Here is a 14,803-nt window from a genome sequence, read left to right on the forward strand (position 1 = left end):
AATAATTTTTTATGAGCGAAATTTCTTCAGCAAGGCATCTTTTGAGTCAAGTTAACCTTGTAGTTCAAAACCACGAAAAGTTTCAAAAAGAAACAGGGAATGCATTCAGTTTTACTCACGCATTGGACATTGAAAGTGATGAAGTCCGCCTTCATACGAGGTTGATTGGGTATCTGATCAATCCTAAAGCCGGACATCTTCAAGGAGACAAGTTTCTAAAATTGTTCTTTGATGTAATTGGCATCAAAGAAGACACAGATGGCTTTATAGTTGAAATAGAGAAACATGTTGGTAAAAGAGATTGGGAAATTGTGGAAGGGGGTAGAATTGATTTACTTATCTCAAATTCATCCAGAAATATTGCCTATGCTTTTGAAATAAAGATTTATGCACTAGAGCAGGAGAAACAATTGGAGCGGTATTCTAAATACTTGACTAACAATTTTAATTCTGGTGAATCAAAAGTTTATTTTTTGACACTTGAGGGGAATGATAGTCAGTACCATAAGGGGTTTGAAAAGTATGAGAAAATATCATTCAGGGAACATATTCATAAATGGATAGAAAGCTGTCGATTAGCCTCCATAGATCAACCGATCATTCGAGAAACCTTAACCCAATACATCGCCAATATCAAAAGACTTACCAACCAAAATCCAGATAATCAGATGAGTCAAGAGATAATAGAATTGATCATGAGTAGTCCAGAATCCTTTAAGGCTTATAATGCCATGAAGGTTTTAGATCATCAACTTTATCAAAAATTTGGTGATTCATTAATACAAGCAATAAATCAGTACACTGATTTAGGTGAGAAATTCAGCATAAATTTTAATAATAGAAATATTCCAAATTATGAAGCTGCGATTTCTTTTTTTTTAGGTGAAAGCAAAGATTTTAGAGTTATGCTTTATTGGTTGGGTAGGCAAACAATCGCCATCGGCATGCATATTGGCTCAAACCCAGATAGCCAATTAAGATCAGAAGTGAAAAACAAACTTTCAGATCTTCATTTAGGTAAGTATTTGGATTATGCAACCTGGGTTTGGCTATCTGAAATTGATGAATTAAACGAAAAACCATTGCTTAGTTATGAATCATGGCAAAAATTCCGCAGTGAAGAATTTGCCCTGAAAATTGCGGGTTGGGTAAAGACTATTGCCAAAGCCTATGAAGAAATTTCTCTTTTGAAATAATATAATGAATAAAAAAAAGGAAGCCAATCACGGCTTCCTTTTAAATTTTCCAGACATCAGAAAGTAAACCCTACATTCTAGGTTTGCTTTTTAACCTGATTTTTTTATAGAACTAGCCCAAATAAAAAAGCGCCAAAATCCTAAAATTTTGACGCTTTGCAGAGGAGGAGGGATTCGAACCCCCGGTACCTCTCGGTACAACGGTTTTCAAGACCGCCGCGATCGACCACTCTGCCACTCCTCTAATTATTCCCGCTCGGATCTTTTTCCGATCGAGTGTGCAAAAGTATATTCTTTCGGCCTTTCAGGCAAGCAGGATTTTCTTTTTTCTTTTAAGTGCCTGATTTTTCTGGGCTTATTTTTCGGTGGTGCTCATCGAAAGCACCTTTCTCCGGTTTTCCCGCTCCTTGGCTTTTTCCTCTGCCAAGTCCAAACTGACATTGACTTCAAAACATACCAAAACAATAATCGAGGTGATATACAGCCAAAGCATCAAGGCAATCAGGGTTCCGATGGATCCATACAGCTTGTTGTAGCTCGCGAAATTCTCCAGATAAAAGATGAATCCATAAAAGCCCAGAGTGATCAGCAAGCCGGATAGGTGCGCTCCTGTAGAAAAGAAATGCCATTTGTCATGAACGGCCGGTGCAAACCTGAAGATAAAGGCTGAGGTAATGAAGAACACCGCCAGAAGAATCAAAAACTTCAGGGTATTGAACAGGAAAATCATGAAGCTGGTGTTGAACAAGTGCATCTCATCCAGTCGGGAGATCAACAAGCTTCCGATGATCATGACCGAACTGGCGGCAATGATGGTGATTACCAAGGCAAACACGATGCTCACCGCAATTAGCCGAGAATAGAAAAATCCCCGGTTTTCCTTGGTTTTATATACCGAATTGAAGGAATCCATCATGGATACCACACCTTGGGTGGAGGCAAAGAGGGCAAAGAAAAAACCGAAGGAAAGCAAGCTTTGCCTAGGTTTGGAGACGATGTCCATGATGGTGGTATCGATATTTTCATACAAATCCTCGGGAATAATCGTCTGGACAAAGCCGAGGATATTTTCCGTGGTGATGAAAGGAAAAAAATCCTGGAGGTAAGGGACTAGGTTAAGCAGAAAGAGCAGCAAAGGAAAAAGGGCCATGGTGTAGCTGAAGGCCATGGAACCGGCCCGCTCGTTGATGTCATCCTTTTTGAGTTGCTGAATGAAGATTCGGGTGACATCGTACAGGTTTTTGTCCGGATGCCCAAAGTGGATCTTTTTCAAATGCCGGGCTTTGAGCTGAAGTCTTACTCTGTATTTGAAAATTTTTTCTTTAACCACCTTGTGTTTAAAAATAGGGTTTTAATAAAACTAACAAATTTCCCGGTGGTCGGGTGGGTTGATGGGTATCTTTTTTGAGAAAAGCCAAGGTAGTCCAGCCTTCGGTGATCAATTCTTCGGCTTCATTAAATACTTGGTATTCAAAGCGGATCCTCACTCCAGGAAGCTCCGGGATTTTGGTTTTGATGGTAAGAAGCTCGTCGTATTTACCAGGCTTGAGGTAGCGAAAGTGACTTTCCAGCACGGGCATCATGACTCCATTTTCTTCCATCTCCCGATAGGAAAAACCTGCCGATCGCATGGCTTCTACTCTGGCCACCTCAAAATACATCGCATAATTGCCGTAGTACACATATCCCATCTGGTCAGTTTCGGCATAGCGAACGCGTAGTTGAGTTTCAGCTTCAAACATGTTAAAAGATTTTAGCGGCATTCAAGGCGTTTTGATACCTTCTCGCATTGGCCAAATGCTCATTGTAGGTGACTGCAAAAGAATGGTAGCCTGAGAAGTCTTCCTTGGCACAGAAATACATGTAATCATGTTTTTCCGCATTCAGGACAGCATTCAGGGAATTGATGTCTGGCAAATTAATGGGCCCAGGAGGAAGTCCCGCGTACTTGTAGGTATTGTAGGGGCTGTCGATTTCCTTGTGAACATTGAGGATTCTCTTAAGGGTAAAATCTCCGGTAGCATAGACCAAGGTGGGATCCGCTTGGAGCGGCATTCCTATTTTCAGTCGGTTGAGGTACACCCCGGCGATTTTGGGACGCTCATCGGCCTTTTGGCTCTCAGCTTGTACGATTGAGGCCAGAGTACTCACTTCATTTTGGCTCAAGCCCAAAGCCTGTGCTTTTTGCTTGCGTTCCTCAGTCCAGAATTTCTGGTATTCCTTGTACATGCGGTCAAAAAGACTTTCCGCACTGGTGTTCCACCAAAGTTCGTAGGTATTGGGGATAAACATACCCAAGAGGGTTTCCTCCTCGAGTTCGAATTTTCGGATATACACCGAGTCTTGAAGCAGGTCTAGAAACTGGATTTCGCTAACCTCGAGATTCGCCGTGATCTTTTCCGCCAAATCTTCCTTGGTTCGGACATTGTTGAAGGTGACTTTGACGGGAGTTTGCGCCCCGGAGCGAAGCAATCTGACCAATTCCAGATTGTTCATTTTTGGCTCGATTTTATAGAGACCTGGCTTGACAGCCTCTTGATATCCCAGAGTTTTGGCGACAAATCCGAAACTGAGTGCATCGTTGATGACCCGGTCATCATAGAGTTTGTTGGCCACGGTTTTGTAAACCGAGTTGGTGGGAATTTTCAGGTAATAAGCTTGCTCTGATTCGGGCAAAGTATTGGGGCTAAAAAAGACCTGATAGAAATAAAAGGTCATGGAAATGGCCAAAACTGAGAAGGAAACCAACAGAATCAGCAGAAATTTTTTGCGTTTCTCGAGTTGCATAGGGGACAAAAATAGGAAAGGTTGAGGAATATCTTTAGGTCTATATTTATCAAACCCCTATTTTGAAAAACCAATATGCTTAGCTTTATAGGTGAATTTTAATTTTTAACTTAAGTTACTATGCAACGAAACTTTAGATCTTTAGGATTGATTCTTTTGGGTGTCATAGCAATTCAGGGTTCATGCTCCTCTCCAGAAAATCCGCAAGAAGTTTTTTCCAAGACGAAGGACAAGCTTTTTCAGGCTGAAAGTATCAGTTATAGCCAAGTCATTTTTTGGGAAAATCCCAGTTTGGGAGAGGTTGACACCTTTAGGTATGAGTCCGTTTTCCAACCAAATCCTGAAGCTTTTTTCGGGTACGACTTTCATGGGAAAAGAGATAAATCTGAATTCTGGTATCTGAATCAGCTTGCCTTATCGGTCAGTCACTCAGATTCAAGCGTGGTGGTTATGGATCAAGACCAAGATTTAATCCAGTATAATACTTACCGATCTCTGGGGCCTCTTGGTCTTCTTATGGTGGGGCCTTGGGAATATGTGAAAGATTCCTCAATAGATGGACGAATTCTGAAAAACTACCTGTGGACGGAAATGGATACCCTGATTGATGGGAAGTATGTTTTGCTTCAAAATCACTTATTTCTTAACCCGGCGAACTATTTACCTGAATTCTATTCAAGAAGATTGTACCACAACGGGAAGCGAAATCAAACAATCGATTCCCATTTCAGCAACTATGAGTTTTCATCCCAAAAGCAGCTATTTAAGGCAAAAATCCCGGAAGGTTATGTGTCCAAAACGATGGGGGAAGAGGGAAAAGGAGGTGCACCTTTAATCCAGGTGGGAGCGCAGGCCCCGGATTTCAAACTGAAAGATCTGGAAGGGAATTGGGTTCAATTAAGCGGCCTAAAGGGTAAAAAGGTCCTTTTGGATTTCTCAATGATAAATTGTGGCTGGTGCAGAATTGCATTGGAGAAATTTAGCCAACCGGATTTTCAGTTTTCTGAAAATATCATTCCCCTTTATATCAATCCCGTGGATTCTGAGGAAAAAATGGATAAATACCTTTCACGAAATCCCATTCCTTTTCAGGTACTCTGGAATGCTAAGGAAATAGGAGAAAAGTATGGGGTAAACGGATACCCTACCTTTGTACTGATCGACGAAAAAGGAAAAGTGGAGGAAGTGACAGAGGGCTTTAATGAGGAAAATTTAACTGCCTGGAAAAAATAATTTCAAAGATTTTCCCTTCCTTATTCCAAGATAAATTTCCATTCTTGGCCAATATCATTGATCGTTTTTTACCATGAATATGCTTCAAGTCACCTGCGCCATTATCGTCCATAAAGGGAAAGTGCTGGCGGCGCAAAGAAGCTCTAAAATGGATCTACCGGGGAAATGGGAGTTTCCTGGAGGGAAGTTGGAACCCGATGAAAATCCCAAGTCTTGTTTGGTGCGGGAAATCCAGGAAGAGCTGAATATGGAAATTGATATTTTTGAAGAGTTGCCGCCGGCGACCCATGCTTATCCCACCAAAACTATCAGACTTATTCCCTTTTGTGCATGCTGGAAAGGGGGAGAAATCCGGCTTTTGGAGCATGAGCAAATCCGATGGCTGGAGAAAAATGAGCTACTTTCTTTAGATTGGGCACCGGCAGATTTACCCATTGTGCACGATTTAATTGAAAATTGGGTTAAGCTTGTAGTATCAACCGAATTCTAAGTCCCATGGCCGAGTTTATAAGGCTTTATGAAGAAAATCCGGATCCCAGAAGGGTCCGACAAATTGTAGAAATTTTGAGAAATGGGGGTATAATCATTTATCCTACCGATACAGTCTATGGTTTGGGTTGCGATATCACCAACCAAAAAGCTGTAGAGAAGATTTGTAAAATCAAGGGGATCAACCCTAAAAAGCACAATTTCTCTTTTGTTTGCTCTGATTTGAGCAATATTGCCCAGTACACGCGGGTGATCACCAAGCCGGTTTTCAAGATGATGAAAAAAGGGCTTCCGGGACCTTTTACCTTTATTTTGGAGGCGAGCTCCCAGGTTCCTAAAATCCTTCACAGCAACAAAAAGACCGTGGGGATCCGGGTTCCCAATCATGGCGTGACCCAAGCGATTGTAGCCGAACTTGGCTATCCTATCCTTTCTACTTCCATTCACGATGAGGATGAAGTCATCGAATATAGCACGGATCCTGAGTTGATCTTTGAAAAATATCAAAACCTTGTAGATGTCGTGATTGATGGAGGATATGGATCCAATGTACCTTCCACAATTTTAGACTGCACCGGCGATGAGGTGATCGTAGTCAGGGAAGGTCTTGGGAAAGTGGAAGAGATACTTTGATTGAAGCAATAGGTATAAGCAAGATTCAAGACACAAGACACAAGACACAAGACACAAGAGGCAAGAGGCAACGGGCAAAAGGCAAGGCTTGGATAAGGAGACTCACGTCTCTCAAGTGCTCAGCTTGACTTTCAATGGACAAAAGGCAAAAGGCAAGGCTTCGATTTTGAGATTCAAATCTCTCAAGTGCTCAGCCTGACAAGCAAGAGGCAATTGGCAAGAAGCAAAAGGTGCGGCTTCGACTTCGAGGCTCACGTCTTTATATGTGCTCAGCTTGGCTTCCAAAAAGGCAAAAGGCAATAGGCAAGGCTTAGAGCTTTACATCTCTCAAGTGCTTAGCCTGACAACAGACAACAGATAACAGACAACTCACAACCGACAACCTACAACCCACAACTCACATCAGACAACAGACAACTCACAACCGACAACAGACAACTCACAACCGACAACCGACCTCCGACAACTAATAACCAATAACCAAAAAACTACCCCTTCCTTGAAAAGAGTAGCGATTGATTTACATTACCTCCCGACTTTGGAGTTTTTTGCAGCCATCCATGATGCGGATGAGGTATTGATTTTTCCGAATGATTTGTACCAAAGGCAGTCTTTCCTCAACCGGACTAAAATCCTGTTGGCCAATAAGGTAGAGACCCTCAGCATTCCCATTCAGGGGAGGAGACCAAAAATCCCCCTAAGTCAGGTGAAAATCGATTATTCCCAGAAGTGGCAAAGCATTCATTTGAGAGGAATTCAAAGTGCTTATGGCAAAGCTCCATTCTTTGAATATTTCTTTCCTTACGTTGAGGGTGCTATTCTCAAAGGAAATGAGAGTTTGTGGGATTTAAATAAGGAGCTGCTGACAATCTGTCTCAAACTCCTGCGCTGGCCTGTCAAAATTGGTGTGCTGGAAAATCTTCCCCAAGAGGAGGAAATAATTGACATAAGAGGGCATATCGTACCGGGAAGGCCTTTTTTGGAACGGGATTATTTTTTTCCAAGCCCATATCCGCAGGTTTTTGGCTTGGACTTTGAGCCTAACCTCAGCATTCTGGATTTGTTATTTTGCCTGGGACCTGAGGCTGGAAAGTATCTCAAAGACTCTGCAAAAAAAGAATGAACAATCCCCAAAAAGATTGTGTTTTTAAAACAAATTCGGTAACATACGTACAGATTAATTACAAATTGAGAAAGGAATTAAATGGAAGCAAAATTTTCGAATAGAGTCAAAGAGGTGATCTCTCTCAGCCGCGAAGAAGCACTTCGTCTGGGACACGATTACATTGGCACAGAGCACCTCTTGCTTGGGATGATTCGTGAAGGGGAAGGTGTAGCTGTTTCCATTCTTAAAAAATTGGGCGTTCCTCTTGACGAGTTGCGCAATGCTATTGAAAGAGCAGTAAAAGGTACTGCCAATCACAATGTGAAAAACATGGCGAATATTCCTCTGACCCGACAGTCAGAGAAAGTTTTGAAAATAACTTACCTGGAAGCAAAAATCTTCAAAAGCCAGCTGATCGGCACTGAGCATCTATTGCTTTCTATTTTGAGAGACGAGGATAATATCGCCACACAGATCCTAAATAAATTTGAAATTGGTTACGATACCGTAAAAGATATGTTGGAAATGCAGTCTGATTCAGGAGCTTCACCGAGATCCAGAGCTGAAGCGGAGGATGGAGATGATGACGGTTCCAAACTGTTCGGATCTTCCAATCCAGGAAGTGGTTCTTCCAAGCCTGGAGCCGAAAAATCCAGAACTCCGGTTCTAGACAATTTCGGTCGCGACCTGACCAAAATGGCAGAAGAGGACAAACTTGATCCTATCATTGGCCGAGAGAAAGAAATCGAGCGCGTAGCTCAGATTTTGTCCAGAAGAAAGAAAAACAATCCGATTCTTATCGGTGAGCCAGGGGTGGGTAAAACCGCCATTGCCGAAGGCTTAGCCTTGAGAATTATCCAGAAAAAAGTATCCCGTGTCCTGTTCAACAAGCGCGTGGTGACTTTGGATTTGGCTTCTTTGGTAGCCGGTACAAAATACAGAGGTCAGTTTGAAGAGAGAATGAAAGCCGTAATGAACGAGCTGGAAAAATCTCCCAATGTGATCTTGTTCATTGATGAACTTCACACCATCGTGGGTGCTGGTGGAGCTTCCGGATCTTTGGATGCGTCCAACATGTTTAAGCCTGCCTTGGCCAGAGGTGAAATTCAATGTATCGGAGCGACTACTTTGGACGAATACCGTCAATATATCGAAAAAGACGGTGCTTTGGCCCGTAGATTCCAAATGGTCATGGTGGATGCCACCACGCCGGAAGAGACTATCCAAATCCTGAACAATATCAAGGATAAATACGAGGATCACCACAATGTCAACTATACTGACGCAGCTATTACCGCTTGCGTGAAGTTGTCTGACAGGTATATCTCTGACCGCTTCCTGCCGGATAAGGCGATTGATATTTTGGACGAAGCAGGTGCTAGAGTCCATATCAACAATATTCATGTTCCTGAGGACATCCTGAAGCTCGAAGCTGAAGTGGAAAATATCAAGGCGGAGAAAAACCGTGTGGTAAAATCCCAGAAATATGAGGAAGCTGCACAGCTTAGAGATAAGGAAAAGAAATTGCTTGAGCAGTTGGACTTGGCCAAAGCCCGATGGGAAGAGGAAAGCAAGTCTAAGCGCTTCACAGTGGACGAGGATAATGTGGCAGAAGTAATTGCCATGATGACAGGAATACCAGCGAAGAGAATTGCCCAGAATGAAGGCAATAAGCTCCTCAATATGGGCGAAGAGCTCAAAGGGAAAGTCATCGGACAGGAAGAGGCCATCAAGAAATTGACCAAAGCCATCCAAAGAACTAGAGTAGGATTGAAAGATCCGAAGAAACCGATCGGTTCCTTTATCTTCTTAGGTCCTACAGGTGTAGGTAAAACTGAACTGGCCAAGACTCTTGCCACTTACCTCTTTGACAAGGAAGATTCCCTAATTCGGATCGACATGTCAGAGTACATGGAGAAATTCTCCGTTTCCCGATTGGTGGGAGCGCCTCCAGGCTATGTAGGCTATGAAGAAGGCGGTCAGTTGACCGAAAAGGTCAGAAGAAAGCCTTATTCAGTAGTTCTATTGGATGAAATCGAGAAAGCTCACCCGGATGTGTTTAACATCTTGCTTCAAGTATTGGACGACGGGATTTTGACCGACGGACTGGGAAGAAGAGTGGATTTCAGAAATACGATCATCATCATGACTTCCAATATCGGAGTTCGTGACTTGAAGGATTTCGGAGCAGGTATCGGTTTTGCCAATAAGGCTAAGCAGGAAAATATGGATGACATTATGAAGTCAACCATTCAGTCTGCCTTGAAAAAAGCCTTCAGTCCAGAGTTCCTAAACCGTTTGGATGATGTGGTAGTCTTCAATTCTCTTGATAAAGAAGATATCTTTAAAATCATCGATATCAGTCTTGGAAAGCTGTTCCACAGAATCACCGAATTGGGATATAAGATCGAGTTGACCGAAAAGGCGAAAGAATTCTTGGCCGACAAAGGTTACGATCAGCAATATGGAGCAAGACCGCTCAACAGAGCAATTCAGAAGTATTTGGAAGACGCTATCGCTGAGGAAATCCTTAAAGGAGATCTTTCTGAAGGCGATGTGATCATGGCAGATTATTCTGGAGAAGGTTCCGAGCTGACCATTACCGTGAACAAAAAGGAAAAAGCTGAAGAATAAGCATAGCAGATAGCCATAAAAGAAAGAAGTCCCGAATAATCGGGACTTTTTTTGTGCCTAAAATGCAGCTTTATAATTCACTTGAATATCCAATAACGTCCATTGGCCCTCTTTGACTGTCACAGGCATCACATTCCCTTCTCCGTCGAAGATACCGGCAAAAAGCCCTCCTTCTTCTTGGGTGAAAACCGAATACCGCCCTGGGCTGAGAGAAACGGAATATTTTCCTTGGGCATCTGATTCTACTTCTGCAATCGGGTTTATTCTTGGAGGCTCAAACAGCCCCTCATTCAACTTCAAATCTGAAAATTTGAGCAAGGGATAGATAAGAACTTTCCGCTGGACCGCTTTTGGTTTTTCACGGGTCTCTCCTGAATCAGAGATCATCGGCATTTGATTTCCTTCCAGCCAAGTGATGGTGCCTTTGATTCCTTCCCCCTCAGGTTGAAGAGGTTTACATTGACTAAAAGCTAGGATGGTTGCCAAAAAGAACATGAAGCGTTTCAATTTCATGGGGAATAGAAGAAATTAGGGATTGATTATCACTGACAGGAAATCTGAACTCATTGTCCATAGTCCATCGCCTACGGTCAGGACTTAAACTTGGACACTTTGCGAAATTTCAAATCCCTTTAAACAACTCAAAAGACTCTAAATACTGAGGAATGGAGGTGTTCCATCCCAATTCATCTTGCAGTTTGTTGGACAAGGCTTCAGCACTTTCTTTTTCTCCATGGATCAAAAAGGTCATCTTCGGCTTGTCGCAAAACCCTTCGGCCCAATCCATCAATTCATCCTGATCTGCATGTGCAGACAGTCCTTCAATCTGATATATTTTTGCCTTCACAGGAACCTGAATTCCGTAGATTTTTACTTCTGGTTCACCTTCCAATAATCGTCTTCCTCGAGTTCCTTCCGCTTGATACCCCACCATGATCACCCCGTTTTTTTCATGGGGCAGGTGATGAAATAGATGGTGAAGAATACGTCCACCGGTAGCCATTCCGCTGGCGGAGATGATGATGGCTTTTCCTTTATATTCGTTCAAGGACATGGACTGCGCCTGCTTTTGATAATAATGGAGCTGCGGATGCCGGAAAGGGTGGTTGTTTTCGTCTTCCAGCATGGCAGTAAGCCGATGGTCCGTGTGGAAATCCAAGTACAGCCGGGTAGCATCGATGGCCATGGGGCTATCCACAAATACCGGTACTTTGGGGATTTTCTTCTTTTCCATCAAAGAATAAATATGATACATCAACAGCTGAGTTCTGCCCACTGCGAAAGCTGGAATGATGGCGATTCCATCACGGTCAAAAACATCTTTGATGGCATTTGCCAGTTCGTCCTCAGGCTTAGTGGTCGGAGCTTTTCTATCTCCATAGGTAGATTCCATCCAAAGGATATCAGCTTTTGGGATGCGGGTTGGAGGGAAAAGAATAGGGTCATGGTATCGACCCAAGTCCCCTGAGAAAACCAGCCTCTTGGTCTGTGAATCTCCCTGAATGACCACCTTTACAATCGCTGCACCCAAAATATGCCCAGCATGATAATAGGTCACTGTGGCCCGGTCTGAAATTTTGAAGGGAAGGTCAAAGGCTTTGGGGACAAACAAGGGAAACACTGCCTCTGCATCTTCCATGGTATAAAGTGGCTGGGGATTCGCATGTTTGGAATACCCCTTCTTTCTGGCATATTCAGCCTCTTCCTCTTGAAGTTTCCCGGAATCAAGCAATAGAATCTTCGCTAACTCCGCTGTTGCTTCTGTACAATAAATTGGGCCGTTGAAGCCTTGTTTGACCAGCTTGGGTAAATATCCGATATGGTCAAGATGCCCATGGGTGAGGACGATGGCATCTATTTCTCCTACTGGGGAAGGGAAATCATCCCAGTTTCTCTCCCTAAGATCTCTTGGCCCCTGAAAGAGACCACAGTCCACCATAAATTCAAATTCTCCAAGGTCAATGAGATATTTCGAGCCGGTAACCGCCCCTGCGGCACCCAAAAATTTTACACTTACATCCATGTTGTTTAGGTCTTATGCTATGCTAGAAGGTACAAAAAAAGAGGCACTTAGTAGGTGCCTCTTTCTGCTTTTGTGGTTGCTTTCCCTTTAATTTTTCATAAAAAAGGATTGTTTGAACTTCTCCCGGCTGATACTGTCCAGGGTGGCCTTTGCCACGGAATCAATTTTGGCCTTTTCTTCTTCCCAACTATCCCAGTCAGTTTCCTGACCTCGTCTTTCCGGGCATGTTAGGCAGATCAATCCAGCTTGGTTGAATACCCACACGGCTTCAGGTCGAACATCCGAGGATCTATATCCATTGGAGTAGATGGTACTTCTGAGGATTTCCAGAAGGGATCTTTCCATGATAAAAGGACGGTCATAAGGGATTTTCAAATTCAATCTTAGCCGCTGATCCCGGAAGACATCCAAAGTGCTGAGGTCAAATCCTTCCTCGAAAGTGATTACAGAATCAGCGACAGAGTAGGAGTAATTTAGCATTTTGGCATTTTCAAGAGCCTCAGCTTTGGTCCTTCCTCGGGCTGAAAATTCCTGTGTCAATACGATGGTCGTATCAGAGGTGCCTTCGATCTTCAAACCTGCTTTGTTGAAGATATCTTCGTCGTCCACATCGTTGACTTTTAGGATCAAGATTCCCGGGCTTGGACTCAAGGTGGTGACCGTTTCAAGTTTGTTTTCCTCCTTGAATTGGGCTACAATTTTTGGAATTTGGAAAGCGGCAATTCCAATACACAGCAACCAAAGCCCCAAAGCTACCAAACCAAATCTCCCACCGATCAGATTTTTCTGTGCCAATACGCTCAAGCCCAAAAGGAGAATGACGATGCCTGGGATCAGAATCAATCCACCAGTCGCTATGACTAGCCAGATCGGAACCAAATCGGTAAACAACTCTACTGGAAAGTTATCAGTCCAAACCCTGTAATCGGCATCCGTTACTCCAAAATAGACGAACATGGCTACCAGGGGAGCGATGGTCAGGGCGAGCCCCAGCATGAAGATAATTAGGCCAAATACAATGCGGATCACATGTGCAAACACTCGTCCTAAGGGTCCCAAAGCAGAACCAATAGCATCGATCACTTTGCCCAATATACGGAATGGAGTCATCAGGACTTTTTTCGCGGTTGACTCAGGCTTCGGTGGAACAGGATTGATACTTTCTTTGATCGTGGAATCAATACTGTCCAAGGTGATTTCACCACCTTTCATTTTGATCCTTTCCGTGATCGAACTTGCCACCGGGGTGATGATCCAAAGGATCAAATAAATCAGAATTCCTGATCCTCCTGCAAATGCCAGCAGGACAAATGCTAGTCTTACATACAATACATCGATGCCAAAATAGGCCGACAAGCCACTAGCAACCCCACCTAAGACCTTGTCGTCAGGGTTACGGAACAGTTTCTTGATATTTTTATCCTCCATCACCTCGTAAGAAACCGGAAGGATTATCCAAAGGACGATGTAGGCAACAATGGCGAAGAATCCGAAACTCAGGTTGAACCGGAAATTGTCAAATGGGAAAATATCCAGGAAGCCAAGTCGGAAATTCAATTGCCCGCTGAATAACAGTAGAATGGCAATCAGACGGGTCCATAGGGGATCCATAGCGAAGTAATGTGCAATGCCCGCACAGACGCCCCCAAGGATCTTCTTGTTTTCCATTCGCTTGAGCTTCTTGTAGCCGGTGTTTTCGCTGCCCGGAGGAGTAACATATTTGTAGAAGTCGTCCTGAGAAGTGTAATCTTCCGGATCTTTTTCCTCCATTTGCTCTTCGATGACAAAATCTGCGATAGTCCCCATTTTTTCAATGAGCTTATCCACATTCTCTGCGGTGATGACCTGTTTGTTGTTTTTCAGGTTGGAAAGAAAAATCTCCGCGATTCTGTTTTCAATGTCAGAGATGATTTCCTTGCTGTCCTTGTACCCGGAGAAGTGCTTGTTGATCGCGTCGAGGTACTTTCGCAATGAATCGTATCCATCTTCCTCGATGTGGAAGAGAATGCCGCTGATGTTGATGCTTATAGTCTTTTTCATGAGATTCGAGTTGTGGTGATTAGTTCTGGATCAATTCTTATTGGTGATTTGAAGGGTGGAATTGACCAGGGATTTCCAAGTTTCGGAGAGCGTGCCGAGAAATCTTTTTCCTTCTTCGGTGATAGAATAGTACTTCCTAGGAGGCCCAGCTTCGGATTCTACCCAGCGATAATTGACCAGTTCGGCTGTTTTCAGCCTATTGAGTAGGGGGTAAAGAGTGCCCTCTACGACAATCATTTCTGCTTGGGTAAGTTCTTCGATCAGATCGGAGGTATAGACCTCACCCCGGGAAATGATATGCAGGACGCAGTACTCCAGGAGTCCTTTGCGCATCTGTATCTGTGTGTTGGCTACGTTCATGATTAGGCGTTTGCTAGTTCTGGAAAAAGAATATTTTTCCTTTTCTCTGAGCATTAAAGGGAAAAATGATACCAATCTTTTCCAAGCTACCTTGTATAACCTAATTCCTTGCCATCCCTAGGGAATTTTCATCAATGGAAGCTTCTAAAATCTTTGTTTGGAAGGAATAGAACCCGATTTGAGGTTTGACAGAGAAATTTGATTTTTTTTCAAATGCTGGTTGAGGCAAACAAAAAGATCCAGAATATTGTCCTTCTTTGCTACATCAAAGTGTCCGATGGTGTACATATTTAGCAGTTTGGT

At 43.2% G+C, this 14,803-nt stretch carries 14 protein-coding genes and 1 tRNA gene; 6 read left to right on the forward strand and 9 right to left on the reverse strand.

Annotated features, from left to right (window positions below):
- Positions 1 to 11 precede the first annotated feature (11 nt).
- Positions 12 to 1,196, forward strand: coding sequence for a PDDEXK-like family protein (locus G458_RS0106205; protein WP_026951139.1), 1,185 nt, complete (start codon positions 12 to 14; stop codon positions 1,194 to 1,196).
- A 159-nt stretch (positions 1,197 to 1,355) separates the two neighbouring features.
- On the opposite strand, the gene G458_RS0106210 is transcribed toward G458_RS0106205, so the two are convergent.
- From G458_RS0106210 to mltG, 4 genes are all read right to left on the reverse strand, one after another.
- A tRNA-Ser gene (locus tag G458_RS0106210) sits at positions 1,356 to 1,440 on the reverse strand.
- Positions 1,441 to 1,551: 111 nt separating this feature from the next.
- On the reverse strand, positions 1,552 to 2,469 hold the full coding sequence (locus G458_RS0106215) for a YihY/virulence factor BrkB family protein (RefSeq protein WP_245579235.1): 918 nt from the start codon (positions 2,467 to 2,469) through the stop codon (positions 1,552 to 1,554).
- Positions 2,470 to 2,533: 64 nt separating this feature from the next.
- The gene (locus tag G458_RS0106220) at positions 2,534 to 2,938 is read right to left on the reverse strand and encodes an acyl-CoA thioesterase (protein WP_026951141.1); all 405 of its coding nucleotides are present in this window, start codon (positions 2,936 to 2,938) and stop codon (positions 2,534 to 2,536) included.
- Position 2,939: 1 nt separating this feature from the next.
- Positions 2,940 to 3,983 (reverse strand): endolytic transglycosylase MltG, encoded by a 1,044-nt coding sequence (mltG, locus tag G458_RS0106225; protein WP_026951142.1) that lies wholly within the window; start codon positions 3,981 to 3,983, stop codon positions 2,940 to 2,942.
- A 120-nt stretch (positions 3,984 to 4,103) separates the two neighbouring features.
- On the opposite strand from mltG, the gene G458_RS0106230 reads away from it, so the two are divergent.
- From G458_RS0106230 to G458_RS0106240, 3 genes are all read left to right on the forward strand, one after another.
- Positions 4,104 to 5,216, forward strand: coding sequence for a peroxiredoxin family protein (locus G458_RS0106230; RefSeq protein WP_026951143.1), 1,113 nt, complete (start codon positions 4,104 to 4,106; stop codon positions 5,214 to 5,216).
- 73 nt (positions 5,217 to 5,289) lie between these two features.
- Positions 5,290 to 5,706, forward strand: a complete 417-nt coding sequence (locus G458_RS0106235; RefSeq protein ID WP_211234619.1) for a (deoxy)nucleoside triphosphate pyrophosphohydrolase — start codon at positions 5,290 to 5,292, stop codon at positions 5,704 to 5,706.
- 5 nt (positions 5,707 to 5,711) lie between these two features.
- The gene (locus tag G458_RS0106240; protein WP_035467829.1) at positions 5,712 to 6,338 is read left to right on the forward strand and encodes an L-threonylcarbamoyladenylate synthase; all 627 of its coding nucleotides are present in this window, start codon (positions 5,712 to 5,714) and stop codon (positions 6,336 to 6,338) included.
- Between the two features lie 111 nt (positions 6,339 to 6,449).
- Here the strand turns inward: G458_RS0106240 and G458_RS0106245 are convergent, their stop codons facing one another.
- Positions 6,450 to 6,638 carry a hypothetical protein gene (locus G458_RS0106245; RefSeq protein ID WP_026951146.1) on the reverse strand — a complete coding sequence of 63 codons (189 nt, stop codon included), beginning with the start codon at positions 6,636 to 6,638 and terminating at the stop codon, positions 6,450 to 6,452.
- Between the two features lie 199 nt (positions 6,639 to 6,837).
- Between G458_RS0106245 and G458_RS0106250 the strand changes: the two genes are divergently transcribed.
- Together G458_RS0106250 and G458_RS0106255 are read left to right on the forward strand one after the other, a co-directional pair.
- Positions 6,838 to 7,461, forward strand: a complete 624-nt coding sequence (locus G458_RS0106250; RefSeq protein ID WP_026951147.1) for a WbqC family protein — start codon at positions 6,838 to 6,840, stop codon at positions 7,459 to 7,461.
- 81 nt (positions 7,462 to 7,542) lie between these two features.
- Positions 7,543 to 10,077, forward strand: coding sequence for an ATP-dependent Clp protease ATP-binding subunit (locus G458_RS0106255; protein WP_026951148.1), 2,535 nt, complete (start codon positions 7,543 to 7,545; stop codon positions 10,075 to 10,077).
- Positions 10,078 to 10,134: 57 nt separating this feature from the next.
- Here G458_RS0106255 and G458_RS0106260 read toward each other — a convergent pair whose 3' ends face one another.
- The 4 genes from G458_RS0106260 to G458_RS0106280 form a co-directional block, all read right to left on the reverse strand.
- Positions 10,135 to 10,590 (reverse strand): carboxypeptidase regulatory-like domain-containing protein, encoded by a 456-nt coding sequence (locus G458_RS0106260; protein ID WP_157359714.1) that lies wholly within the window; start codon positions 10,588 to 10,590, stop codon positions 10,135 to 10,137.
- Positions 10,591 to 10,699: 109 nt separating this feature from the next.
- Positions 10,700 to 12,100: an MBL fold metallo-hydrolase RNA specificity domain-containing protein gene (locus G458_RS0106265; RefSeq protein ID WP_026951150.1), complete on the reverse strand. Its 1,401-nt coding sequence runs from the start codon at positions 12,098 to 12,100 to the stop codon at positions 10,700 to 10,702.
- An 87-nt stretch (positions 12,101 to 12,187) separates the two neighbouring features.
- Positions 12,188 to 14,140 carry a PspC domain-containing protein gene (locus G458_RS0106275; RefSeq protein WP_026951151.1) on the reverse strand — a complete coding sequence of 651 codons (1,953 nt, stop codon included), beginning with the start codon at positions 14,138 to 14,140 and terminating at the stop codon, positions 12,188 to 12,190.
- A gap of 30 nt (positions 14,141 to 14,170) precedes the next feature.
- Positions 14,171 to 14,500, reverse strand: a complete 330-nt coding sequence (locus tag G458_RS0106280) for a PadR family transcriptional regulator (protein WP_026951152.1) — start codon at positions 14,498 to 14,500, stop codon at positions 14,171 to 14,173.
- Between the last annotated feature and the right edge of the window lie 303 nt (positions 14,501 to 14,803).

The organism is Algoriphagus mannitolivorans DSM 15301, assembly GCF_000429425.1.
GTDB lineage: Bacteria > Bacteroidota > Bacteroidia > Cytophagales > Cyclobacteriaceae > Algoriphagus > Algoriphagus mannitolivorans.